General features: G+C 71.2%; 15 protein-coding genes. 7 read left to right on the forward strand and 8 right to left on the reverse strand.

Annotated features, from left to right (window positions below; all coding sequences use genetic code 11):
• Positions 1-214: 214 nt before the first annotated feature.
• On the reverse strand, positions 215-646 hold the full coding sequence (locus ACWEFL_RS13585) for an Rv3235 family protein (protein ID WP_451711219.1): 432 nt from the start codon (positions 644-646) through the stop codon (positions 215-217).
• A 301-nt stretch (positions 647-947) separates the two neighbouring features.
• Between ACWEFL_RS13585 and ACWEFL_RS13590 the strand changes: the two genes are divergently transcribed.
• Both ACWEFL_RS13590 and ACWEFL_RS13595 read left to right on the forward strand, forming a co-directional pair.
• The gene (locus ACWEFL_RS13590) at positions 948-1,454 is read left to right on the forward strand and encodes a DUF6912 family protein (RefSeq protein WP_451711221.1); all 507 of its coding nucleotides are present in this window, start codon (positions 948-950) and stop codon (positions 1,452-1,454) included.
• A gap of 57 nt (positions 1,455-1,511) precedes the next feature.
• Positions 1,512-2,192, forward strand: coding sequence for an HAD family hydrolase (locus ACWEFL_RS13595; RefSeq protein WP_451711223.1), 681 nt, complete (start codon positions 1,512-1,514; stop codon positions 2,190-2,192).
• A 542-nt stretch (positions 2,193-2,734) separates the two neighbouring features.
• Here ACWEFL_RS13595 and ACWEFL_RS13600 read toward each other — a convergent pair.
• Entirely contained in the window at positions 2,735-3,292 is a 558-nt protein-coding gene (locus tag ACWEFL_RS13600; protein ID WP_451711224.1) for a DJ-1/PfpI family protein, read from the reverse strand.
• A gap of 457 nt (positions 3,293-3,749) precedes the next feature.
• On the opposite strand from ACWEFL_RS13600, the gene ACWEFL_RS13605 reads away from it, so the two are divergent.
• A complete protein-coding gene (locus ACWEFL_RS13605) occupies positions 3,750-8,702 on the forward strand; it encodes an NAD-glutamate dehydrogenase (protein ID WP_451711226.1) in 4,953 nt (1,650 codons plus the stop codon).
• 105 nt (positions 8,703-8,807) lie between these two features.
• Here the strand turns inward: ACWEFL_RS13605 and ACWEFL_RS13610 are convergent, their stop codons facing one another.
• Both ACWEFL_RS13610 and ACWEFL_RS13615 read right to left on the reverse strand, forming a co-directional pair.
• A complete protein-coding gene (locus ACWEFL_RS13610) occupies positions 8,808-10,037 on the reverse strand; it encodes a glycosyltransferase 87 family protein (RefSeq protein WP_451711228.1) in 1,230 nt (409 codons plus the stop codon).
• Positions 10,038-10,084: 47 nt separating this feature from the next.
• Positions 10,085-10,918, reverse strand: a complete 834-nt coding sequence (locus ACWEFL_RS13615; RefSeq protein WP_451711230.1) for an ABC transporter ATP-binding protein — start codon at positions 10,916-10,918, stop codon at positions 10,085-10,087.
• A 330-nt stretch (positions 10,919-11,248) separates the two neighbouring features.
• Here ACWEFL_RS13615 and ACWEFL_RS13620 point away from each other — a divergent pair, with 330 nt between their 5' ends.
• Positions 11,249-11,866 carry a TetR/AcrR family transcriptional regulator gene (locus ACWEFL_RS13620; RefSeq protein WP_451711231.1) on the forward strand — a complete coding sequence of 206 codons (618 nt, stop codon included), beginning with the start codon at positions 11,249-11,251 and terminating at the stop codon, positions 11,864-11,866.
• Between the two features lie 431 nt (positions 11,867-12,297).
• Here ACWEFL_RS13620 and ACWEFL_RS13625 read toward each other — a convergent pair whose 3' ends face one another.
• From ACWEFL_RS13625 to ACWEFL_RS13640, 4 genes are all read right to left on the reverse strand, one after another.
• On the reverse strand, positions 12,298-13,179 hold the full coding sequence (locus ACWEFL_RS13625; RefSeq protein WP_451711233.1) for a carbohydrate ABC transporter permease: 882 nt from the start codon (positions 13,177-13,179) through the stop codon (positions 12,298-12,300).
• Complete coding sequence (locus ACWEFL_RS13630) at positions 13,176-14,543, reverse strand: carbohydrate ABC transporter permease (RefSeq protein ID WP_451711235.1); 1,368 nt, start codon at positions 14,541-14,543, stop codon at positions 13,176-13,178. Before ACWEFL_RS13630 ends, ACWEFL_RS13625 begins: the two co-directional genes overlap by 4 nt.
• Before the next feature lie 6 nt (positions 14,544-14,549).
• Positions 14,550-15,908, reverse strand: coding sequence for an ABC transporter substrate-binding protein (locus ACWEFL_RS13635; RefSeq protein ID WP_451711236.1), 1,359 nt, complete (start codon positions 15,906-15,908; stop codon positions 14,550-14,552).
• Between the two features lie 284 nt (positions 15,909-16,192).
• Complete coding sequence (locus ACWEFL_RS13640) at positions 16,193-19,732, reverse strand: FtsK/SpoIIIE domain-containing protein (RefSeq protein WP_451711238.1); 3,540 nt, start codon at positions 19,730-19,732, stop codon at positions 16,193-16,195.
• A gap of 440 nt (positions 19,733-20,172) precedes the next feature.
• On the opposite strand from ACWEFL_RS13640, the gene ACWEFL_RS13645 reads away from it, so the two are divergent.
• The 3 genes from ACWEFL_RS13645 (at position 20,173) to prfB (ending at position 24,770) form a co-directional block, all read left to right on the forward strand.
• Positions 20,173-21,852, forward strand: a complete 1,680-nt coding sequence (locus ACWEFL_RS13645; RefSeq protein WP_451711240.1) for a protein kinase domain-containing protein — start codon at positions 20,173-20,175, stop codon at positions 21,850-21,852.
• Positions 21,853-22,287: 435 nt separating this feature from the next.
• Complete coding sequence (locus ACWEFL_RS13650; RefSeq protein ID WP_451711242.1) at positions 22,288-23,562, forward strand: serine/threonine-protein kinase; 1,275 nt, start codon at positions 22,288-22,290, stop codon at positions 23,560-23,562.
• 101 nt (positions 23,563-23,663) lie between these two features.
• Positions 23,664-24,770 carry a peptide chain release factor 2 gene (prfB, locus tag ACWEFL_RS13655; protein WP_451711244.1) on the forward strand — a complete coding sequence of 369 codons (1,107 nt, stop codon included), beginning with the start codon at positions 23,664-23,666 and terminating at the stop codon, positions 24,768-24,770.
• Positions 24,771-25,036: the final 266 nt, after the last annotated feature.

Raw genomic sequence — 25,036 nt, forward strand, 5'->3', positions numbered from 1 at the left:
TGGACGACGGCATCATCGTGCGCAACCCCTGCCGCGCTGGCTCCGTCCGCGCGCCCAAGCTGGACGCGCGCCGATCGGTGTCCGGCCCGGCCGTTTCCGTCCACACCCGCCAGCGCGTACGTGCCGAGGGCAGCCCGCCTGCGGCAGGCTCCCGCCCCTGGTGGAGCCGGGTGTCGCGCACCACCGGGCGGGACGGCCCTCGGCCGCGGCGGTGTCAGCCTGGTGTGCCGACGCGTTCGCCGCCCAGTTCGACCGCGGAGCAGCGCCAGCGGCGGTCGTCCGGGCCCTGTTCGAGGCGGAAGGCCATCGCGCTGACGCGGTCGCCCGTGCCGATGCGGGCGAACGCCTCGATCACTCCCGGTCCGGGGTGGAACTCATCGCAGCGCCGGACGACGGGCATCACCCCTCCCGCCGTCTCCGGGCGCAGCGGGGCTCCTGGAGCGAGCTGTACGAGCTGTTCGTACGCGTCGCCGATGGTGTGGCCGAGCATCCAGTGCACCGGGCGCCGGCCGCTGAGCACCGCGAGCAGGCGGTCGGCGAACCAGTAGTGCGGCCTGTCCTGCCGCCTCGCGCGTGCCAGCGCCGATGCCGCGACCGCGGCGGGCCGACGCTGGTCGCGCCGTCCTGCGGGCCTTGTCCTGTCCATGCGTATCGCCCCCGATGGTCCGGGCCCGGTCTCCGTGATCGCCAGCGCTCTCACGATCTACCGGGCGGTAACTTCGTTGGTGATCTTTTACGCCTCGGAGTCGCGCGATCGCAATGGGTGATCACGGGGGGAGGGGGTCGGTCCGAGTTCACCTATCAGAGTGACCGGGCGGGCGGGGCGGCCTTGGAGAGGCGGATCTCGAGGGAGCGGAGTGGACGCTTCCGAGGTGGGGAGCGGCAGCCCGAAAGGGGACGTCGCACGTATCCTGAGGGGCGTCTTCCGACTACGAAAGCGGCCAGCCATGCGCGTCTACGTCCCCCTGACCCTCTCCGGACTCGCAGAGGCGCACAAGACGGGCGAACTGGGCCCCGGGCCGATGACCGCGTACGGAGTCACTCCCGGCCTGCGCGAGTGGTACGTGTCCGATGACATCGAGGAACTGGAGTACGCGGCCCTCAGCCGTGCCGCGGCCGCCTCGCTGAGGCTGATCGCGGTCCGCCCCGACGCTCCCAGGCGGCGGGTCGTCGTGGCCGTCGACGTACCGGACCGGGACACGGCCGTCGACCCCGACCGGGCGCTCGAAGCGGGTTCGGTCGGCGAGGTGCGGATCGCGTCGGCCGTTCCGCTCGCCAAGGCGGCGGCGGTCCATGTGGACGCCGACGGCGCGGTGGCCGACGTGACCGCGGCGGCGGACGCGCTCGGCGCGGCGGACCAGGGCGATGACGACGCCCAGTTCACTGTCGACGGCGCCGAGGACCACGAACTGCTCTGGTACGGAGTCCAGGAGATCCCCGGCCTGCTGCCCTGACCTGCGCATACGGCATCGGGACGGGTCGTTGTCAGACCCGCCGGGTACGGTTTTTCCATGGGGAAGCACTCGGGGAAGGCCAGCACCCACCTGGTGTGGGACTGGAACGGCACACTGCTCGACGACATCACGGCGGTCGTCGGGGCGACGAACGCGGCGTTCGCGGAGATAGGACTGGGACCCATCACCGTCGAGCGCTACCGCGAGCTGTACTGCGTGCCGATACCTCGCTTCTACGAGCGGATGATGGGGCGGCTGCCGACGGACGCGGAGTGGGAGGCCATGGACGTCGTCTTCCACCGGTCCTACACGGAGCACCGCGTCGGATGCGGGCTGACCGACGGTGTGGAGGAACTGCTCCGGGAGTGGGGGCGGGCGGGCCGCAGCCAGTCCCTGCTGAGTATGTACGGGCACGACGAGCTGATCCCGGTCGTGCGGGGATACGGGATCGAGAACCACTTCATACGGGTGGACGGGCGGCGGGGCCCGTCCGGCGGCTCCAAGGCGGGGTACATGGAGCGGCATCTGGTGGCGCTGGCCGGGACGGCCGCGCCCGAGCGGACCGTCGTGATCGGTGACGCGGTGGACGACGCGGTGGCGGCGGCGCATGTCGGGGCGCGGGCGGTGCTGTACACCGGGGGGTCCCACAGCAGGGCGAATCTGGAGGCGGCGGGGGTGCCGGTGGTGGACACCCTGGCGGAGGCGGTCGAGGTGGCGCTCGGACTCCCCACGGGGTGAGCGCGGCCGGGGCTCCGCCGGGCGGGGGCGGCGCGTCCGCGTGGGGCACGCACGCCGGACCGCGGGTCACCGGAGCGGCACCATACCGTGGGCTCTGTCCCCACTCGGCACCTCAGTCGCCGCCGGGGCCGGTAGCGGCTCGGCCAGGCGTGTCCGGCGGAGGGGGAGTCCCTGCGGTGCAAGGGGCGGGCGAGCCGAGGGTCCGCGCGGGCGGGCTGAGCGTCGGTGGGTGACCAAGCAGGGCCGCGCCGGCCGGGTTCTCCCCGGCGGGTGAGCCGAGGTACCGCGTTGGGTGCGTGCCGGCGAGTGCGCCGAGGGGCCGCGCGGGTGCGGGTGTCTCCCCGGCGGGTTCACCGAAGGGGCGCGCGGGTGCAGGTGTCTCCTTGGCGAGTGAGCTGGAGGGGCGCGCGGGTGTCGGAAGGGAGAGCGCGCGGAGGTTCCGAGGTACGAGGGATCGAGCACGGTCGACCGGCGACGCACGCTCCAGCGCGCCGTGGGGGTCCCGCCGGACGGAGTCTGGGGGAGAACCGAGCCACAGAACACTACGCCTGCGCCCTCAGGACCTTCAGGAACTCCCGCATCCACGCCGGATGGTCCGGCCAGGCGCGGGAGGAGACGATCGCGCCGTCGACGACCGCCTCCGTGTCCTGGAACCTCGCTCCCGCCGCCTGCATATCGAGCTCCAGAGCGGGGTACGCGGTGACGCGGCGGCCCTCGAGGCCGCCGATGGCCGCGGTGAGCAGCGGACCGTGGCAGATCTGGGCGACCGGTTTGTCCGCGTCGAAGAAGGACTTGAGGATCTTCCGCAGCTCCGGATCGTTGCGGAGGTACTCCGGGGCGCGTCCGCCGGGGATGACCAGGGCCGCGTACTGACCGGGGTCCACCTCGGAGAAGGCCAGGTCGGCGGGCCAGGTGTAGCCCGGCTTCTCGGTATAGGTGTCGAAGCCGGGTTCGAAGTCGTGGACGACGAACCGGAGCTTCTTGCGGGCGGGCGCCGCGATGTCGACCTCGTACCCCTCCTCGAGCAGCCGCTGATACGGGTAGAGGACTTCGAGGGACTCGGCGGCGTCGCCGGTGACGATCAGGACCTTCGCTGTCATGGCTGCTCCCGGTGTCGGGGATGGTGTGGTCCGCCCACGAGTAGACGTACCCCGCAGAAACCCGCCCCAGCGGTGCCGTCCCGGGCCGCTGGGAACCGCCTGCCAGAAAGGGCCTGTGTCGCTGTGCAGAACGTCAAACTTCACACCCCGCTTTTGTACACATAAGGCTCATGACGGTTCCGGGGGGCGGAGCGATAGCCTGGAGCCGTGATCAGCGCGATACGCCCTGAGGGCAGCGAAGCCCTCGGTCTCCGCCCGGAGTGCCACAGCACCCGGGCGACCGCTGGTCCCGTCGCCCCCGCCGGATTGTTGAATACTGTTGAGTTTCGTCGATTTCGGCTCGGGCAACTCTCATCGCGGCATAACGTCGACTCCGACCGGACACCCCGCGTCGTGACGTTCCGTCGCTTCTTTTTCACCTACGTCACGCAACGGCGCGCGACAGGAGCAAGAGGACATGCAGACCAAGCTGGACGAAGCCAAGGCCGAGCTGCTCGCACGAGCCGCCCGGGTAGCTGAGAACAGTCCGGGCGGTGGTCACCACCCGGCCGGGACCGAGCAGGGCCAGCGTCCGGACGAGGACACCGCGCTCGCGTACCTCCAGCGCTACTACCTGCACACCGCACCCGAGGACCTCGCGGACCGCGACCCGGTCGATGTCTTCGGAGCAGCACTCTCCCACTACCGCCTGGCCGAGAACCGCCCCCAGGGCACGGCCAATGTGCGGGTCCACACCCCGACGGTCGAGGAGAACGGCTGGACATGCAGCCACTCCGTCGTCGAGGTCGTCACCGACGACATGCCCTTCCTCGTCGACTCGGTCACCAACGAGCTGTCCCGCAAGGGGCGCGGCATCCATGTGGTGATCCACCCCCAGGTCACCGTCCGCCGCGATGTCACCGGCAAGCTGATCGAGGTGCTCTCCTCCGAGAAGCGCCCGAGCCCCGGCAAGGCCGGCAAGGACCTCCCGCACGACGCGCTCGTCGAGTCCTGGATCCATGTCGAGATCGACCGCGAGACCGACCGGGCCGACCTCAAGCAGATCACCGTCGATCTGCTGCGGGTCCTGTCCGACGTCCGTGAGGCCGTCGAGGACTGGGAGAAGATGCGCGACGCCGCACTGCGCATCGCCGACGAGCTGCCCGAGGAGCCCACCGCCGACGACATCGCGGGCCAGGAGATCGACGAGGCCCGCGAGCTGCTGCGCTGGCTCGCCGCCGACCACTTCACCTTCCTCGGCTACCGCGAGTATCAGCTCACGGAGAACGACGCCCTGGCCGCCGTCCCCGGCACCGGCCTCGGAATCCTCCGCTCCGACCCGCACCACAGCGAGGACGAGGCCCACCCCGTCAGCCCGTCGTTCAGCAGGCTGCCCGCCGACGCCCGCGCCAAGGCCCGCGAGCACAAGCTGCTGGTGCTGACGAAGGCCAACAGCCGCTCCACCGTCCACCGGCCCAGCTATCTCGACTACGTCGGCGTGAAGAAGTTCGACGCCGAGGGCAATGTCATCGGCGAGCGCCGTTTCCTCGGACTGTTCTCGTCCGCCGCGTACACCGAATCGGTACGCCGTGTCCCCGTCGTCCGTCGCAAGGTCGCCGAGGTCGTGGAGGGCGCGGGCTTCCTGCCCAACAGCCACGACGGCCGCGATCTGCTCCAGATCATGGAGACCTACCCGCGCGACGAACTGTTCCAGACCCCGGTCGACCAGCTCCGTTCGATCGTCACCAGCGTCCTGTACCTCCAGGAGCGCCGCCGGCTCCGGCTCTATCTGCGCCAGGACGAATACGGACGCTACTACTCCGCCCTCGTCTACCTCCCGCGCGACCGCTACACCACCGGCGTCCGGCTGCGGCTCATCGACATCCTCAAGGAGGAGCTGGGCGGCACCAGCGTCGACTTCACCGCGTGGAACACGGAGTCGATCCTCTCCCGTATCCACTTCGTCGTCCGCGTCCCGTCCGGCACCGAACTGCCGCACCTCACCGACGCCGACACCGAACGCATCGAGGCCCGCCTCGTCGAGGCCGCCCGCTCCTGGGCCGACGGCTTCGCCGAGGCCCTCAACGCCGAACTGGGCGAAGAGCACGCGGCCGAGCTGCTCCGCCGCTACGGCAACGCCTTCCCCGAGGGCTACAAGGCCGACCACTCACCGCGCTCCGCGGTCGCCGACCTGGTCCACCTGGACAACCTCACCCGCTCCGGCCGGGACTTCGCGCTCTCCCTGTACGAGCCGGTCGGCGCGGGCCCCGGCGAGCGCCGCTTCAAGATCTACCGCACGGGCCGTCAGGTCTCCCTCTCCGCCGTGCTCCCGGTGCTCCAGCGCCTCGGCTGCGAGGTCGTCGACGAGCGTCCGTACGAGCTGCGCCGCGCCGACCGTACGACGGCCTGGATCTACGACTTCGGTCTGCGGATGCCGATCGGCAACGGCAGCGGCGACTACCTCGCCGACGACGCCCGCGAGCGGTTCCAGGACGCGTTCGCCGCGGTCTGGAACGGCGAGGCCGAGAACGACGGCTTCAACTCGCTGGTCCTCGGCGCGGGGCTGAACTGGCGGCAGGCCATGGTGCTGCGCGCCTACGCCAAGTATCTGCGCCAGGCCGGCTCGACCTTCAGCCAGGACTACATGGAGGGCACCCTCCTCACCAACGTCCACACCACCCGGCTGCTGGTCTCCCTCTTCGAGGCCCGGATGTCGCCCGGCCGCCAGAAGGCCGGCCGTGAGCTGATCGACGGCGTGATGGAGGAGCTGGACGGCGCGCTCGACCAGGTCGCGAGCCTGGACGAGGACCGCATCCTGCGAGCCTTCCTCACCGTCATCAAGGCCACCCTGCGGACGAACTTCTTCCAGAAGACGGAGAACGGCGGCCACCACGGCTATGTGTCGATGAAGTTCGACCCCCAGGCCATTCCCGATCTGCCCGCCCCCCGCCCGGCCTTCGAGATCTGGGTCTACTCCCCGCGCGTCGAGGGCGTGCATCTGCGCTTCGGCAAGGTCGCGCGCGGCGGACTGCGCTGGTCCGACCGGCGCGAGGACTTCCGTACGGAGATCCTGGGCCTGGTCAAGGCGCAGATGGTCAAGAACACCGTGATCGTGCCGGTCGGCGCGAAGGGCGGATTCGTCGCCAAGCAGCTCCCCGACCCGTCCGTGGACCGGGACGCCTGGATGGCGGAGGGCGTCGCCAGCTACCGGACGTTCATCTCCGCCCTGCTCGACATCACCGACAACCTCGTGGCCGGAGAGGTCGTCCCGCCCGCCGACGTCGTACGCCACGACGAGGACGACACCTACCTCGTCGTCGCCGCCGACAAGGGCACCGCGTCCTTCTCCGACATCGCCAACGAGGTCGCGGTCGCCTACGACTTCTGGCTCGGGGACGCCTTCGCCTCCGGCGGCTCCGCCGGATACGACCACAAGGGCATGGGCATCACCGCCCGCGGCGCGTGGGAGTCCGTCAAGCGGCACTTCCGCGCACTGGGCCACGACACCCAGACCGAGGACTTCACCGTCGTCGGCGTCGGCGACATGTCCGGTGACGTGTTCGGCAACGGCATGCTGCTCAGCGAGCACATCCGGCTCGTGGCCGCCTTCGACCACCGGCACATCTTCGTCGACCCGAACCCGGACTCGGCGCTCTCCTACGCCGAGCGCCGCCGCCTCTTCGAGCTGCCGCGCTCCAGCTGGGCCGACTACAACCCCGAACTGCTCTCCCCGGGCGGCGGCGTCCACGCCCGTACGGCCAAGTCGATCCCGATCAACGCCCAGCTGCGCGCCGCCCTCGGCATCGAGGAGGGCGTCACCAAGATGACGCCCGCCGAGCTGATGAAGACGATCCTCCAGGCCCCCGTGGACCTGCTGTGGAACGGCGGAATCGGCACCTACGTCAAGGCGTCCGGCGAATCGAACGCCGACGTCGGCGACAAGGCCAACGACGCCATCCGCGTCAACGGCCAGGACCTGCGCGCCAGGGTCGTCGGTGAAGGCGGCAACCTCGGCTTCACCCAGCTCGGCCGGATCGAGTTCGACCGCACCGGCGGCAGGATCAACACCGACGCCATCGACAACAGCGCCGGCGTGGACACCTCCGACCACGAGGTGAACATCAAGATCCTGCTCAACGGCCTGGTCGCGGACGGCGATATGACGGTCAAGCAGCGCAACACTCTGCTGGCCAGCATGACCGACGAGGTCGGCGCGCTCGTGCTGCGCAACAACTACGCGCAGAACACGGCGCTCTCCAACGCCGTCGCCCAGTCCTCCTCCCTCCTCCAGGCCCACCAGCGCTATATGCGGCGGCTCGGCCGGGACGGCGCGCTGGACCGGTCGCTGGAGTTCCTGCCGACCGACCGGCAGATCCGTGAGCTGCTGAACAACGCGAGGGGCCTCAGCCAGCCCGAGCTGGCCGTACTCCTCGCGTACACCAAGATCACGGTGGCGGAGGAGCTGATCGGGACGTCGCTCCCCGACGACCCGCATCTGCGCCGGCTGCTGCACGCCTACTTCCCGAAGGCGCTGCGCGAGAAGTTCCCCGAAGCCGTCGACGGCCATGCGCTGCGCCGGGAGATCGTCACGACGGTGCTGGTCAACGACACCGTCAACACCGGTGGTTCGACCTTCCTGCACCGGCTGCGGGAGGAGACGGGCGCGTCGATCGAGGAAGTCGTCAGGGCGCAGACCGCGGCCCGCGAGATCTTCGGCCTCAACGCGGTGTGGGACGCGGTCGAGGACCTGGACAACCAGGTCGCGGCCGATGTCCAGACCCGGATCCGGCTGCACTCGCGCCGGCTGGTCGAGCGCGGCACGCGGTGGCTGCTGGGCAACCGGCCGCAGCCGCTGGAGCTGGCCGAGACCGTCGATTTCTTCGCCGAGCGGGTCGAGCAGGTCTGGAGCGAGCTGCCGAAGCTGCTGCGCGGTGCCGATCTGGAGTGGTACCAGGGCATCCTCGGCGAGATGACCGAGGCGGGCGTGCCGGACGCGCTGGCGCTGCGGGTGGCCGGGTTCTCCTCCGCGTTCCCGACGCTCGACATCGTCGCGATCGCGGACCGGATGGGCAAGGAGCCGCTGGAGGTCGCCGAGGTGTACTACGACCTCGCCGACCGGCTGGTGATCACCCAGCTGATGGACCGGATCATCGACCTGCCGCGGGCCGACCGCTGGCAGTCCATGGCCCGCGCCTCCATCCGCGAGGACCTGTACGCGGCCCACGCGATGCTCACGGCCGACGTGCTCTCGGTCGGCAACGGCACCTCGTCACCGGAGGAGCGTTTCAAGTCCTGGGAGATCCAGAACGCGTCGATCCTGGGCCGGGCGCGCGCGACGCTGGACGAGATCCAGAGTTCGGACACCTTCGACCTGGCGAACCTGTCGGTCGCGATGCGGACGATGCGCCAGCTGCTGCGCACGCACAGCTAGTTCACTGGTAGCCGCAGGTGAAAGGACCCGCCACACACGATGTGGCGGGTCCTTTCCGTACACCCGACAGCCCCCGGCAGCCTCAGAACCGTACGCCCGACAACCTCAGACGGACGCCCTCCACAGCCGCAGACAGGAGAGCACGGCGGCCGTCACGAGCAACCCGTTCCGCAGGACCATCAGCGCGCCGCCGAACACGGTGCCGTCGACGACGTCGTTGTAGAAGAGCGGATAGGCCAGGGCGCTGACCGCCGCCGCGGGCACCATCAGCAGCGCCGGGGCGCGCTGGGTCGTGTGCCGGCAGGTGAGGCAGACCGCGGCGAGCCCGAGCAGCCAGACCAGATACTGCGGGCTGATGACCCGGCTGGTGACCGTGAAGAGGAGCACCGCGGCGAACGCGGCGTCGAAGGGGGTCGCGGCGGTCCAGCGGTTGGCTCTGATACGCCAGACCAGCAGCCCGCACAGGACGAGGACGCTCATCGCCAGCGAGAGCCGCGCCACGGACGAGACATAGGGGCCGACGAACTCGAAGGCGCCGTACTGGAACCGGACTTCGCCGCTCCACCCCGCTGCGCGCGCCAGCTGGAGTGCGGTCCCGCCGAGCGATTCGATCTGCACGCCGCGCGCGCCCTGCTGCCGCAGGAAGTCGAGGGTGTCGCCGAAGCAGAGCGTCAGCACGGCGAGCAGCGCGGCGGCGGACGCGGCCGCGGAACCCCAGACCGCGCGGGTCGTACGCCCCCGAGGGGCACCCAGGACCGTGAGCAGCGGCCACACCTTGATCATCGCGCCGAGTCCGGCGAGCGCCCCGCTCACCCGCGGCCGGTTCCGCATCGCGAGCAGCGCGAGCACGGCGACGGCCGTCACGGGCACGTCGTACCGGGCGAGCGGCAGACTCAGCAGCAGCGGCAGCCCGCAGACCCAGAGCCAAGCGCCGGACGCGCCCGCGCGGGCGAGAGCGGCGGTGATGACCGCGTCGGCCAGCAGCACGACGACGACGAACGCCTCGAAGTACGTCAGCCAGGGCAGCGTGCCGGGGGAGAGGAACACGAGCGCGGCGCCGGGCGGGTACTGCCAGGCGGCGTCGTCCACGGGGAACCCTCCCCGGACGAACTGCTCGTACCAGCTCCGGTACAGCGTGTGGACCTCGCCCGCGACACCGCTGTCACCGAGGCGGTCCACGACCAGCAGCGCGAGCATGCCCACGCGCGTGACCGTCCAGACGGCGGCCAGGGCGATGGTCCGCCGTGCGTGCCGATGCGGGTCCTCCAGCCTGGGGGACGGCCTCGGGGCGAGGCGGTGGGTGGGTGGAAGCGGGGCGATCCGATGGAGCGTCATCGCCCAGTACTTTAGTCCGTTTTGGAGTTGTATAGGGGAATGTAGTGCTATTTCTTGGCCTTCGTGAACTCCTCGTACGCGTCCACGACCACCTTCGCCGGACCGTCCATCCGCAGCGTTCCGGCCTCCAGCCACAGGGCGCGTTCGCAGGTCTCCAGGATCGTGCTGTTGCTGTGGCTGACCAGGAAGACCGTGCCCGCCTCCGCCCGCAGTTCGGTGATCCGCTGCTGGCTGCGCCGCCGGAACTTGGCGTCGCCCGTCGCCAGCGCCTCGTCGATGAGCAGGACGTCATGGCTCTTGGCCGCGGCGATCGCGAACCGAAGGCGGGCGCCCATGCCCGAGGAGTACGTACGCATCGGCAGCGAGATGAAGTCGCCCTTGTCGTTGATGCCCGAGAACTCGACGATGCCCTCGTAGTGCCGCTCGATCTCCTCGCGGGACATGCCCATGGCGAGCCCGCCGAGGATGACATTGCGCTCGCCGGTCAGATCGCTCATCAGAGCGGCGTTCACGCCGAGCAGCGAGGGCTGACCACGGGTGTAGACCCGGCCTTCGGACGGTGGGAGCAGCCCGGCGATGGCCTTGAGCAGGGTGGATTTCCCCGAGCCGTTCGAGCCGATCAGGCCGATGGCCTCGCCCTTGTACGAGGTGAAGCTGACGCCCTTGACGGCGTGCACCTCGCGGACGCCGGGGGCGAGCCGGCCGGCCTTGCGGGCCTTGCGCGCCTTGACGGAGACGATCCGGCTCAGGGCCGCGGTGGCGCTGCCCCTGCCGCCGCTGCCGCCGTTCACCCGGTACTTGATGTGTACGTCGTCGGCGACGACGGTCGGAACCCTGTCCTCGGTGTTCACCGGGATCCCGGAAATGTCAGTCACGGTCATACCGCTCGTCCGCCTTCCAGAAGTACACGAATCCCCCCACCCCGAAGAGCACGGCCCGCCCGCGACCGCCCGCGTAGCCGCCCGGCCCGCGCTCACCGTCAGGGGCGGTCGGCTCTCGATCGGATCGAGGGCCGACCGCCACCGACGCCGAGCCCGTGCCGGGCGGCTACGGCGCTCGCCGCGCGCACCGGTGGGGGGAACGTCTGGCTGCTCACGCGGGTCGCGTTCGCCGGAGGCGGGAGTCTGGGACGACAGGACGGGCCCGTTGCGTCGTTACGGCGAGACTAGGGTGTTCTCGCGTCGCAACGCAACCGTTTCGTCCCCACGGGTATGCTCCTGGCCATGACCACGGACCCGCGAACACCACGACGTGCCCCCGCGGGAGCGGCAGTGCTCCGCGAGGACGTCACCGAGGCGATTCGCGCCGCCGTCTTCGAGGAACTGGCCTCGGTCGGGTTCGCCCGCATGTCCATCGAGGGGATCGCACGGCGGGCGGGCGTCGGCAAGACGGCGGTGTACCGCCGCTGGAAGTCGAAGCTGTCACTCGTCCTCGACCTGGTCTCCGCCTTCGCCACGCAGGGCCTGCCGGCACCGGCCACGGGTTCGCTGCATGGTGATGTACGGGCCCTGCTGGAGGTCGCCTCGCACGCGCTGCGCCACCCTGTGGCGTCCCAGGTGATCCCGGACCTGCTGGTCGAGTCCGTACGCAGCCCGGAGATCGCCGACGCGATCAAGGCGGCGCTACTGGACAGCCAGCACGGTGTGGCGGCCCATATCGTCCGCGACGCGGTCGCCCGCGGCGAGCTTCCCCCGTCCACGGACCCGCACCGCCTGCTGGACCTCGTGGTGGGCCCGCTGTACTGGCGGCTGGTGGTGGTCAGGGCGGATCTGCCGAAGGGCTACCTCGACGACCTGACAAGAGGCGCGGTGGCGGCACTCCGCGCCTGACCCCTCTCCACGACCCCAGCCCCCTCCCACCGGGCTTCCACCGTGCGGGAGGAAACGGCGGCGCGCCCTGAACGAGGCTACGAGCCCGTGGCGCCGGTGGCTCCCACCAGCAGCGGATGAACGGTGCTCCGGATGAGGTGCGGCCCCTGGTGGGGTACGGGGTGCTAGGCCCCGAGTGAGGGGACGCGCAGGGGGCGTGTTCGGGACGTAAAGCGTCGCAACTCGCGCGGAGCGCGGTGAGGAAAGCAGTCCCGAATATGCCCCCGGAGCGGACCCGGACGGCCACTGTTCCGTGCCGCGTCACCCCACCCCGCCGCCCCGCGGTTTGGGGCGGTCACCGTGCCAGTGACCCGCCGCCCAAGCCCGAGCCCGAGCCCAAGCCCCAGCCCGAGCCCCCCGGCCCCCGGCGGCTCCCGCCGCCCCGCGCCTCCTCACTTCACCGCCCCCGCCATCACCCCCGACACGAACTGCCGCTGAAACGCGAAGAACACGACCAACGGGATGATCATCGAGACGAACGCCCCCGGCGCCAGCACGTCGATGTTGTTGCCGAACTGCCGGACCTGCCGCTGCAGAGCCACCGTGATCGGCGCGCTCTCCGAGTCCGCGAAGATCAGCGCCACCAGCATGTCGTTCCAGACCCAGAGGAACTGGAAGATGCCGAGCGAGGCGATCGCCGGCCCTCCCAGCGGCATGACCACACGGGCGAAGAGCCGCAGCTCCCCCGCGCCGTCCAGCCGCGCCGCCTCCAGCAGCTCACGCGGAATCTCCGCGAAGAAGTTCCGCAGCAGGAAGATCGCGAACGGCAGTCCGAAGGCGACATGGAAGAGGATCACGCCGATCGTGGTCTCGAAGATCCCGATCTGCCCGAACAGCTTCGAGACCGGTACGAGCGCCACCTGCACCGGCACCACCAGCAGACCGACGACGAGCATGAACCACCAGTCGCGGCCCGGGAAGTCCATCCAGGCGAAGGCGTACCCCGCGAGCGCCCCGATGATCACCACCAGCAGGGTCGATGGAACGGTGATCAGCACACTGCTGACGAGGGAGTCGGTGATCGCGTCGTTGCGGAGCAGCCGCTCGTAGTTGTCCGTCGTGATCTGCGCGGGCGTCGTGAAGACCTTCCACCACCCGCTCCCGGCGATGTCCGACGACCCCCGCAGCGACGAGATCAGCAGACTGAACGTCGGCATCAGCCAGAAGACCCCGACGACCACGAGGAACACCCGCAGCGCGCCCCCGCCCGCCCTCGACGCGATCCGCGCCGGAAGGGACTGCTCCGCCTTCACCACACCGTCCGTCGTGGTCATCGGCGACTCTCCCTTCGCATACGACGGATGTTGAAGAACATCACCGGAATCACCAGCAACAGCAGGAGTACGGCGATCGCACTGCCGAGCCCGAGATCGGAGTCCGTGCCGAAGGAGGAGCGGTAGAGCTGGAGGGCCAGCACATTCGCGTCGTCCTGCGCCGATCCGGGCGCGATGATGTAGACGAGGTCGAAGATCTTCAGCACGTTGATCATCAGGGTGACCAGCACCACCGCGAGTACGGGCGCGAGCAGCGGCACGGTCACCTTCCGGAAGACCTGCCATTCGTTCGCGCCGTCGACCCGCGCCGCCTCCATCAGCTCACGCGGCACGCTCGCGAGCCCTGCCGCGATGAGGACCATCGCGAAGCCCGCCCACATCCACACATAGCTCCCGATGATGGCGGGGGTGACGAGCGACGGACCGAGCCAGTTGACGCCGTTGTACGGCTCACGGAAGTTCGAGGCCGGCAGCCGGAGCTGCGCGCCGTCGGCGGAGGCGGGGAGCGTGAACACCCCGTCCGCCCCCGCCCGTGCCGACGCGACGACCTTGCCGTCCTTGACGGCCTCCACCTTGATGCCCTTGAGCCCCAGCTCCTTCGCGTCGATGACGTTGGGCCGGCCTCCGCCGCCACGGGTGAAGTCCAGCCACGCCGTACCGGTGACCTTCCCGTCCCCGGACCCCGCCGCCTTCGGGGCCCTCGCGGCCCTCGCGGGCTTCGCGTCGGACGGCATCTTCGCCGGAGGCACCCCCACCAGCGGCAGCAGCACCTCCGTACCGGCCGAGACCGGCTCCTTCGTGACGTACGAACCGCCTCCGCCGGCCTTCAGCGGATGCACCGGCAGCGGCCGGGCCCTCGGGAACCCGGCCGACTCGGCGAAGGTGTCGTGCACGCCCACCCAGACCGCGTTCGCCACTCCCCGCTCGGGGTCCTGCTCGTACACCAGCCGGAAGATGATTCCCGCGGCGAGCATCGAGATCGCCATCGGCATGAAGACGACCAGCTTGAACGCGGTGCCCCAGCGCACCCTTTCGGTCAGTACGGCGAAGATCAGCCCGAGCGCGGTGGCGACGACCGGCGCGACGACGACCCAGATCGCGTTGTTCTTCACCGCCGTGAGGATGCTGTCCTCGGTGAAGATCTCCCGGTAGTTGTCGAGACCGGCGAAGCCCGTGCCCGCCTGGTCGAAGAAGGAGCGGTAGACCGAGTACCCGATCGGGTAGACCACGAGCGCGCCCAGCAGCACCAGCGCGGGCAGCAGAAAACCGGCCGCGATGACTTTACGTGTGCCTGTCACGCTCTTGCGCTGACCCGCGGGGGGACCCGGCTGAGCCGGACCCCCCGCTTTCGCCACGGTGGGCATGCCCCGTCAGCTCTTGTACGCCTTGGCGGCGTCGGCTTCCAGCTTCCGCTGCGTCCCCGGTATGTCCTTGGGGTTCTTCAGGAAGTCCTGAAGCGTCTTCCAGAAGCCCTTCCCCGGTGTGCCGCCGAACGACTGCGGCATCTGGTCCGACATGTCGAAGCGGAAGTCGTCACCCGATTCGATCAGCGCCTTCGCGATGTCGCGCTGGACGTCATTGGGGTACGCGGCGAGGTCCAGCGACTTGTTGGGGGAGACGAATCCCCCGGACGCGGCCTGGATCTTCGCCGCGTCCGGCGAGGCCAGGAAGGTCAGCAGCGCCTGCGCGCCCTTGCTGTCCTTGAGCGCGACGGCCGCGTCGCCGCCCGTCACCACCGGAGGCTCCGTGCCGACCGCCGGGAACGGGAACACCTTCGCGTCCGTACCGATCCTGGCCTTGGTCTGCGCGATGTTGACGCCCACGAAGTCCCCTTCGAAGACCATCGCGCCCTTGGGCTGGTCACCGCCGCTGAACGTCTGCGTCACCGACGCCGGGAACTCCGTCTGCAGCGCGCCGTCGGCGCCTCCCGCGATCAGATTCGGCTTGCCGAACAACTCGGCGAGGGAGGTGAGCGCCTGTGTGACGGACGCGTCGGTCCACTTGATCTTGTGCTGGGCGAGCTGGTCGTACTTGTCCGGGCCCGCCTGGGAGAGGTAGATGTTCTCGAACCAGTCGGTGAGGGTCCAGCCGTCCGCGCCCGCGACCGATACGGGGGTGACGCCCGAGGCGGAGATCGTCTCGGCGGTGCCGAGGAACTCCTTCCAGGTCTTCGGCTCCTGCGCCCCGGCATTCTCGAAGGCGGCGGTGTTGTACCAGATGAGGGACTTGTTGGCGGCCTTGTAGTAAACGCCGTACTGCTCGCCGCCGACCTGGCCGATCTTCTGCCAGCCCGTCGAGTAGTTCTTCTCCAGCTCGGCCTTCGCCTCCGCGCCGACGGGTTTCGCCCACTTGCGTTCCACGGTCTGTGCGACGGCTCCGGGCTGGGGGAGCATCGCCACATCCGGGGGACTGCCGCCCGCGATCTTCGTGCCGAGGAAATTGACGATCGGGTCCTGCGCGGGGACGAAGGTGACCGTCGCCCCGGTGCGTTTCTCGAATTCCTTGAGAACCTTGACGAAGTTCTCCTGCTCGGGCCCGGTCCATACCGCCGCGACCTGGATCTTCTCCCCGTCCAGCCGCGGAAGCCGGACTTGGGAAGCGGTTTCGCCTGACTTGCTCTCGCCTGACTTGGGTTCTCCGTCGTCGCCGTCGCCGCATCCGGCGACTGTTAACGCCGCGACGACGGCGAAGACGATTGCGGCTTTGCTGGTACGAAGAGTTGCGCGCATTTCTGCCCCGTTCTCTCCATCAGACAGGCCCTAGCGCTGACGCGTTGCCCGACAGGTGTACGCCCGGTGCGCGGAGGCCGCAATCCGCCGAGAGCCGCGATGGCTCATTCGTGATTCCTCTGTGACATGTTGTCCTGTCAAAAGTGGTGCCATGCGGCCCGGTTGGGGAGATACGGGAAAGGGATCGTCACCGGCGTGCGGGCGTGCAGGCGCGTCGGCAGGCGCAGAGCGCGGGCAGATGCAGAGGGCCACCGGGCAGTGCGCGTGCGCGCGCCCTGGCAGTGTCAGCCGAGACGGTGTGCGGGCGTCAGCGGAGCCAGCGGCTCGGCGTCCACCGAGCGGGCGGCCCGCTCCAGCGCACTGGCCAGCAGCGCCAGATCCGTCGGCCCATTGCCGAGTTCACGAACCGGCCGGCGGGTGGGCGGATCGCCCATCCGCTCCCAGTCCAGCGGCACCACGGTCGGCCGCAGGGTCGCCGTACGCGGAATGCGCCCGGTCACCCGGCCGCTCTGGAACGGTGTCACCCGGCCGTCCGGATGAGCCAGCCTCCCGCGCCCCGGAAGCGGATCCTCCGGCCCGGCGGAGACCGGTGGCGCGTCCAGTGCCACCCGTAGGCGGGCCTCCCGCGTCAGCTCGGTGTCCGCCGTACGATCCGGGCGCGCCGAGGCCGCCACCAGATGCACTCCGAGGCGCTCGCCGTCACGGGCCACGGCCTCCAGCGCCCGTACGACCGAACCGGCGGCAGGTCGGCCGGTGCTGCCGAGCGCCGGTGCCACGAGCGCGTCGAAGTCGTCCACCAGGACCACCAGCCGGGGCAGTGTCCCCGAACCGTCCGCAGTGGCGGCGGCCGTCTTCGTACGACCGCCGGGGCGCAATCGGAGCGTCCTGCTCGTCGGGGAGTCGATGTCGCCGTTCGGCGACGGCCCCAGAGCGCCGCGGGCCGGGGTGCCGAGGGCGGCGCGCGGCGACGGCCCCAGGGTGCCGCGGGCCGTACCGCTCTGCTCGCCCGCGCTCGGCTGGCGCGGACCCACCATCCGGTCCGCGACCCTGCGACGGGTGTGCCACTCGGCGAAGCCCAGATCGCCCAGCATCTCGGCACGCCGTTTCAGCTCGGCGCCGAGGGCCTGAGCGAACTCCCGCATCCGCACGGGATCGCTGGCCACCAGATGCTCGGTGACATGCGGAAGATCCGTACAGACCGCGAGCCCTTCGCCGCGCTCGCCGCCCGCGCCGTCGACCAACAGCAGGCCGAGCCGGTCGGGGCGGTCCGCGGCGGCCAGTGAGGCGGCGACCGAGCGCAGCAGTTCCGTACGCCCGCTGCCGGGCGGCCCCTCGATCAGCAGATGCGGGCCTTCCACGGTCAGATCGACGGCGAGAGGGCCGTGCGGACCCGCGCCGAGCACGGCGAAACCCGCCGCGGCCCGGTCGGTCTCCCCGGCCGAGGCCCAGCGCGCCATCAGGGAAGCGGGGGTGGCGCGGGCGAGCCCCAGTTCGTCCAGCAGCCGCGCGGTGCGGGGCAGCGCCGTCGCCCGGCCGGGGGCGATGGGGCTGCCCTCGGTGCGCAGGGGGGCGAGCGCCCGCCCGAAACGCTGCGCCCAGGCCGCCGACACCGCGTCCACGGCGGCCAGCGTGCCATGGCCGGCGGGCAGCCCGCCCGCCGTGCGCAGCACCCGGAGCGCCGTCGCCACATCACCGCTCAGCAGCCCGACCGCACCGCACTCGCGGAAGGGGAGGGAGGCCGCGCAGGCCGTCTCATAGGTCGCGGCGACGGTGGAGAGGGGGGTGGCGGCCGGTGTCTCGGCCAGGGCTATGAGATGGATCCCGGACGACCAGCCCGCGCCCGCGAGCCGTGCCGTCGTCTCGCGCAGGGCGGCCGAACCGGGGTCTCCGTCGACGATGACGACCGTGCGCGGGCCCTCGTACCGCGCCGCCGCCTCGGACAGGGCCGAACCGTCCGCGCTGGGCCAGCCGGGGCCGAGCAGCCCGTCGTCCAGCCTGCGGGTCAGCTCGGCCGTACGCGCCGCGGCCTGGTCACGGTCGTACGCCACCAGCAGCCGGCAGTCCTGGCCGTGCGCGGGCCGCAGATGCGGAAGCCAGCCCAGCCACGCCCATGCGGCCGTACGCTCCTCCAGGCTCCGCGCCCGGTCCGTGCTGATCAGCACGATCTCCAGATCGGCGGGGGAGTGCAGCGCCGCGAGCTGCGCGACCGCCCAGCGGGCGGCCCCTTCCAGCCGCGCGCGCGGCCCGGCGAGTCCGAGCGAACCGGCCTCACGCAGCCCCACGGTCACCGGCACCGCGGGCAGCCCGTCCCGGTCGGCGGTGCCCAGCCGGAGCACCAGCGACTCGGGGTGCCCTGCCGCACGCTCCCAGAGCCGGGGCCCCGGTCCCAGCGCGGTGAGCAGGACGGCGGCGGGATCCGGCCAGCTCTCGATCAGAGGCGCGGCGGGCGGCGCGGCCGCGGGCAGCGGCGCGGAGGGCGGCTCCTCGACCGGTTCCTCGCGGTCTCCCTTGAGCCGTCGCGCCCACGCCCCTATGCCCTTCTTACGGCCGCCGCCAGGACCGCGGGAACCGGAAGCGCCGGCCCGTCCGCTGCTCCGGCGGCTGTGCGTCTCGGCGGCGTCCAGAGCTCCCGCGTCCAGAGCTCCCGCGTCCCGAGCTTCCGCGTCCGAGGCGACCGGAACTCCCGCGTCCGAGGTGTCTGGGGCACCCGCTCCCCGCCCGTCGACCGCCCTCTGGTGCATGGAGTCGCCGCCGGTGTCACCGTGCCATACGTCGGCACGGGGGCCGACGGGACCGATGCCACCGCGCTCACGGGGCCCGTACTCGCCCATGGCGGCCTCACCGGTACCGCGTCCGGAACCGCCGGGACGGGCCGTCCGGGCGGAGCCGTACTGCGAGGGAACCCGGTCGGGTACCCCGGTGTAGGTGCCGTGAGAAGGGGTGCCGGCCATGGAACCGTCGGAAGCCGGGCTCCCCGGCACATAGGCGCTGTGCGCGGGGCTCTCCACCCCACCTCGGGGCCGGCTCGGCGGGGCGCCGCGCGCCGGGTCCTCGAACCGGTGGCCCTCGGCCCGGCCTTCCGCCGGGGGAGCGGATCCGGCGGGGGACTCCTCCGGCCGGAGCGCCCCGGCTCGCGGGACCCGCAGATGCCCCTCGCCGTCCGGAGCCGTCGCCAGCGGCGGCGTACGGTCGCCGGGGGTCAGACGGAGCGTCGATTCCCCCAGCCGCAGCAGGGCTCCGGGGGGAAGCCCCACCGCGTCGGGGCCGACGACCCTGCCGTCCAGCGCGGTGCCGTTCGTCGAGCCGAGGTCGGCGACCGTGACCCGGCCGTCGTCCGCGACCGTGACCTCGCAGTGCAGCCGTGAGACGTCGGGATCGTCCAGGGGCACATCGGCCTCCGCGGAACGGCCGATACTGATCCGGCCGCCGTGCAGCAGATGGACTCCGCCCGCGTCCGGGCCCGCGACCACATGGAGCTGCGCCGACGCGTCCGCCCCGGACGGCCCGTCCTCGCCGGGGAACTGGAGCGAGAGCACCGCACCGTCCACCAGCGGGGGCTCGCCCAGGGTGCGGCGCTGGGCGTCCAGGCGCTCCCGGCCCGCGTACAACGCGACGGGGCCCGAGACATCCGGTCCCGCCACGGCCGCCGCCAGCCCCGAGGCCACGGCGGCCAGCGCCGTCCCCGTCGGCGCGGTGACCAGCACATCGCAAGCGCGCCCCGCGGAACCCGGTGCCGGCCCCGTGGAACCCGGTACCGGGAATTCCCGCCCCCCGGACGCGGTCTGCCCGCCGCGCGGTGCGAGAACGGTCAGCCGGATCTGCATCGCCGTCAGCAATCCCTTCTGCGCCCGGTGCCCGGCAGGGGAGCCGCCACTCCGTCCCCACCCGGCAGGTCGGCACGGCCACGGGGCTCCCGCCCCCGCACTCCGTGCTGAAGGCATCCTCGCACCTGCCACTGACAACACGCCCGGCCACCGCCAAGAAATGATCTTGATTGGTCCGCTCCGGTCGGAAAAGTGCCTGGTTGGATGTTGATCCGAAAGTCATGTGTTGTGTACGGCACGGTCGTTCGGCAACCTTCCGCGCACGACGGGCGTCTTTCTCTCGAACACCACGGGAGCCGAGGCGACCGGAACGGGCCCCGGAGGGCCTGTGGACAACCGACCGGTACACCGTTCGGCGGCACTAAGGTGGGTCGGACACCCGGCCGCTTTCACCCTGGCCCGGACCACGCAAGGACCACGATCAGCAGGGAGCGCATGACGTGCGGCCTGTAGGCAGCAAGTACCTCCTCCAGGAGCCCCTCGGCCGCGGAGCCACGGGCACCGTCTGGCGCGCCAGCCAGAGGGAGACCGCCGGCGCCGAGGCGGCCGTGCCGGGGCAGCCCGGCGAGACCGTCGCGATCAAGGTCCTCAAGGAGGAGCTGGCGAACGACGCGGATGTGGTCATGCGCTTCCTGCGCGAGCGGTCCGTGCTGCTCCGCCTGACCCACCCGAACATCGTCCGGACCCGTGACCTGGTCGTCGAGGGCGATCTCCTCGCCCTCGTCATGGACCTGGTCGAGGGCCCCGACCTCCACCGCTATCTGCGCGAGAGCGGGCGGTTCACACCGGTGGCGGCCTCCCTGCTCACCGCCCAGATCGCCGACGCGCTCGCCTCCAGCCATGCCGACGGCATCGTCCACCGCGACCTCAAGCCGGCGAACGTCCTGCTGAAGACCGACGCCGACGGCCAGATGCACCCGATGCTGACCGACTTCGGCATCGCGCGCCTCGCGGACTCCCCCGGTCTGACCCGCACGCATGAGTTCGTCGGCACCCCCGCGTACATCGCCCCCGAGTCCGCCGAAGGCCGCCCCCAGACCTCCGCCGTCGACATCTACGGTGCGGGCATTCTGCTGTACGAGCTGGTCACCGGCAGTCCTCCGTTCGCCGGGGCCACCGCGCTCGAAGTGCTCCACCGCCACCTCAGCGAGGAGCCCCGCCGCCCCACCACCGTCCCCGAGCCCCTGTGGACGGTCATAGAGCGCTGTCTGCGCAAGGAGCCCGGCGAGCGGCCCAGCGCCCAGAACCTGGCCCGTGCGCTGCGCACCGTCGCCGCCGGAATCGGCGTGCACTCCACGCCCGCCCAGGTCGACGCGGCCCTCGGCGTCGGCGCGCTGCTGGCCCCCGACCCCACGCCCGCCCCCGTCCCCGGCGCGCCGGGCGCCGCCGACCCCACCCAGGTCCTGCCGACCAACGCGCCCGCCTTCGACCCGAACGGGGCGACGAGCGTGCTGCCCCACACCGGCGGCCCCGGGGGCGCGGCCGACCCGACAGCCGTACTGCCCCCCACGCCCCCGCGCCCGGACGGCCCGCCCGGCGGACCCCGGCCCGAGGACCCGCACCCCTGGCAGTCCCAGCTGCGCGCCGCCCGCGACCGCAATGAGCAGACCCAGGTCCAATACCTGGACCCGAGCCAGGACCCGCTCCGCCGTCGCCCGCAGCGCCAGCCCCAACAGCCACCCCAGCAGCCTCAGCAACAGCGCTACGCACAGCCGCAGCGCCCCCAGCCGCAACCCCAGCCGCGGCAGCCGCAGCGCCGGCAGTTCGCGCCGCAGCCACCTCAGCAGCCCCAGCCGCAGCCGTACGCACCCCAGCCGCCGCAGCCCCAGCAGCCTCAGCCGCCCGCTCCGCGTCAGCCCCGGCCGCCGCGCCAGCGCAGCGCCAATCCGATGCGGATTCCCGGTCTCGGCTGCCTCAAGGGCTGCCTGGTCTCGGTGCTCATGCTCGTCGTGGCCGGCTGGCTGATCTGGGAGCTGACCCCGCTCCAGGACTGGGTGGCTCAGGGGAAGGGGTACTGGTCGGCGATCGGTGACGGCATCTCGGCGGTCACCGACTGGGTCTCCGAACTCGGCGGCTCCGACCCGACCACGACGGACCCGGCGACGAACACCGGCGGCTAGTGCTGTGGCCGGAAACGTTCACCGGCCCGCGACGCCCTGCACGGCCCATCTCCCCCTGTGCCCTGCGGGCACGGGCGGTACCCCCAGCGTTGTCGGACCGCGCGAGTACGGCGAGTACGAGTTGCGGACCTCCGCCTTGCGCTGCACCGCACCGGACGCCGCGGGCCCACGGCAAACCTTTCCGGCCACAGCACTAGGCCGCTTCTGATGGATCTTGCCGGGCTCGCGTGCCCTGCCGCCGAGCGGGCGGCCCCGTACCCCCGAAAACCGTCCCCGGCGAGCCCCGCGAAGGCGACTGAGTAGCTTTGTCGACTTTCATGAGCTGAATTTCTCCCGGTTTCGCAGGCCGAAGTGAGCGTTGGCCCCATCCGGGGCACACAGCCCCCGGTCAGCCGCGTAACTTAAGGCGGAACGCCAGCCGCTGAGGGAGCAGTCTTGGCACGGAATATCGGCAGCCGGTACACGGCCCATCAGATCCTCGGGCGGGGAAGCGCCGGCACGGTGTGGGCCGGCGAGGGCCCCGACGGGCCCGTCGCCATCAAGCTGTTGCGCGAGGACCTCGCCTCCGACCAGGAACTGGTCGGACGCTTCGTCCAGGAGCGCACCGCCCTGCTCGGACTCGACCACCCGCGAGTGGTCGCCGTCCGCGACCTCGTCGTCGACGGGAACGACCTCGCGCTCGTCATGGACCTCGTACGCGGCACGGATCTGCGTACCCGCCTCGACCGGGAACGCAGGCTCGCCCCCGAGGCCGCGGTCGCGATCACCGCCGACGTCGCCGATGCCCTGGCCGCGGCCCACGCCGCCGGGGTGGTCCACCGCGATGTCAAGCCGGAGAACATCCTGCTCGACATGGAGGGCCCTCTCGGCCCCGCCGGAGCGCACCCGGCGCTGCTGACCGACTTCGGCGTCGCCAAACTGATCGACACCCCGCGTCGCACCAAGACGACCCGCATCATCGGCACCCCGGACTATCTGGCCCCCGAGATCGTCGAGGGCCTGCCGCCCCGTGCCGCCGTCGACATCTACGCCCTCGCCACCGTCCTGTACGAGCTGCTCGCGGGGTTCACCCCCTTCGGCGGCGGCCACCCCGGCGCGGTGCTGCGCCGCCATGTCACCGAGACCGTGGTTCCCCTGCCGGGCATCCCCGACGAGCTGTGGCAGCTGATCGTCCAGTGCCTGGCCAAGGCCCCGGCCTCCCGGCTCCGCGCCTCCGAGCTGGCCTCCCGCCTCCGCGAGCTGCAACCGATGCTGGCGGGCATGCCGCCCCTGGACGTCGACGAACCCGACGTCGAACCACCGGCGGAGCCCTACGAGGAGATCGCGCCCGCGCCCGCCGGAGAGGTCCGCCGCCGGGGCGCGGTCCCGCTCGTCCCGGGTGCCGCCCCCGCCGACTCCAACCGCGACACCCACACCTCGATGCGCGTCCCGGCCCCGGACGAACTCGCGGGCGGAGCGCACGGCACCGCCCGCGCGCCCCGGGCCCCCGGCCAGCGCCGCCCCGGATCGGCTCGCAACAAGTCCGGGAAGTCCGCGAAGTCCGGGAGCCCCGCCGGGTCCGGCACGTCGGCCAAGCGGTCCATCAGGTTCCGCAGAGCCCTCGCCGCGCTCCTCGCCGCCGCGGTGATCGCCGTCGGCGGCTGGCTGGCCACGACCGGCGACGACGCCGATCCGCCGCCGAGCGACCCCAAGCAGTCGGCCGAGCCGTAACGGAAGAGCCCAGGCCCCTGACCGCCGGGTTTCCGGGTGCTCGCGGGGCCCCGGGAAACCCGGCGGGCCGGAGTCCCATGCCCAGCCGTTACGCTGGACCCGTGGCAGTCGTCGATGTATCCGAAGAGCTGAAGTCCCTCTCCTCGACCATGGGGTCGATCGAGGCCGTCCTGGACCTCGACAGGATGAGGGCAGACATCGCCGTGCTCGAAGAGCAGGCCGCGGCCCCGTCTCTGTGGGACGACCCGGAGGCGGCGCAGAAGATCACCAGCAAGCTCTCGCATCTCCAGGCGGAGCTGCGCAAGACCGAGGCGCTCCGCGGCCGGATCGACGATCTCTCCGTGCTCTTCGAGCTGGCCGAGGCCGAGGACGACGCGGACACGCTCGCCGAGGCGGAGTCCGAGCTGATCTCGGTCCGCAAGGCGCTGGACGAGATGGAGGTGCGCACCCTCCTGTCCGGCGAGTACGACGAGCGCGAAGCGCTGGTGAACATCCGCGCCGAGGCGGGCGGTGTGGACGCCTCCGACTTCGCCGAGCGTCTCCAGCGGATGTATCTGCGCTGGGCCGAGCGCCATGGCTACTCCACCGAGGTCTACGAGACCTCGTACGCCGAGGAAGCCGGCATCAAGTCGACCACTTTCGTCGTGAAGGCCCCGTACGCCTACGGCACCCTCTCGGTCGAACAGGGCACGCACCGGCTGGTGCGCATCTCACCCTTCGACAACCAGGGCCGCCGCCAGACCTCCTTCGCCGGGGTCGAGGTGCTGCCCGTCGTCGAGCAGAGCGATCACGTCGAGATCGACGAGGCCGAGCTGCGGGTGGACGTCTACCGCGCCTCCGGCCCCGGCGGCCAGGGTGTCAACACGACGGACTCCGCGGTCCGCATCACCCACATCCCCACCGGCATCGTCGTCTCCTGCCAGAACGAGCGCTCCCAGATCCAGAACAAGGCGAGCGCGATGAACGTCCTCCAGGCCAAGCTCCTTGAGCGCCGCCGCCAGGAGGAGCAGGCCAAGATGGACGCCCTCAAGGGCGACGGCGGCAATTCCTGGGGCAACCAGATGCGTTCGTATGTCCTCCACCCGTACCAGATGGTCAAGGATCTGCGTACGGAGTTCGAGGTCGGCAACCCTCAGTCGGTGCTCGACGGCGAGATCGACGGTTTCCTCGAAGCGGGCATCCGCTGGCGCAAGCGCCAGGAGAAGTGATTCCGCTCATGAGCTGAGAACGAGGCGCCGGACCCTTCAGCGGGTTCGGCGCCTCGTTCGGTTCGGGCGAGGTCCGCGCGTTGAGTACGACTGCTTCAACTCGCCTTGTCGACATGGCAATCGGTACTTGGGGGCGCTCAACTGCCTTCTGTGTCACAGTTGCATCGCCCCTGGTGAGTCAACTTGCCTGATACCGGACATCGTTCGCGCAACGCGCTTGACGGGTCCCGGGAAACTGGGAAGGGTGGCGCGCGACATGCGTGTTT

The sequence above is a fragment of the Streptomyces sp. NPDC004838 genome, assembly GCF_053600955.1.

Coding starts and splice junctions, on each gene's coding strand:
- ACWEFL_RS13585 (WP_451711219.1), bottom strand. CDS start 646: ATGGACAGGACAAGGCCCGCAGGACGGCGCGACCAGCGTCGGCCCGCC.
- ACWEFL_RS13590 (WP_451711221.1), top strand. CDS start 948: ATGCGCGTCTACGTCCCCCTGACCCTCTCCGGACTCGCAGAGGCGCAC.
- ACWEFL_RS13595 (WP_451711223.1), top strand. CDS start 1,512: ATGGGGAAGCACTCGGGGAAGGCCAGCACCCACCTGGTGTGGGACTGG.
- ACWEFL_RS13600 (WP_451711224.1), bottom strand. CDS start 3,292: ATGACAGCGAAGGTCCTGATCGTCACCGGCGACGCCGCCGAGTCCCTC.
- ACWEFL_RS13605 (WP_451711226.1), top strand. CDS start 3,750: ATGCAGACCAAGCTGGACGAAGCCAAGGCCGAGCTGCTCGCACGAGCC.
- ACWEFL_RS13610 (WP_451711228.1), bottom strand. CDS start 10,037: ATGACGCTCCATCGGATCGCCCCGCTTCCACCCACCCACCGCCTCGCC.
- ACWEFL_RS13615 (WP_451711230.1), bottom strand. CDS start 10,918: ATGACCGTGACTGACATTTCCGGGATCCCGGTGAACACCGAGGACAGG.
- ACWEFL_RS13620 (WP_451711231.1), top strand. CDS start 11,249: ATGCTCCTGGCCATGACCACGGACCCGCGAACACCACGACGTGCCCCC.
- ACWEFL_RS13625 (WP_451711233.1), bottom strand. CDS start 13,179: ATGACCACGACGGACGGTGTGGTGAAGGCGGAGCAGTCCCTTCCGGCG.
- ACWEFL_RS13630 (WP_451711235.1), bottom strand. CDS start 14,543: ATGCCCACCGTGGCGAAAGCGGGGGGTCCGGCTCAGCCGGGTCCCCCC.
- ACWEFL_RS13635 (WP_451711236.1), bottom strand. CDS start 15,908: ATGCGCGCAACTCTTCGTACCAGCAAAGCCGCAATCGTCTTCGCCGTC.
- ACWEFL_RS13640 (WP_451711238.1), bottom strand. CDS start 19,732: ATGCAGATCCGGCTGACCGTTCTCGCACCGCGCGGCGGGCAGACCGCG.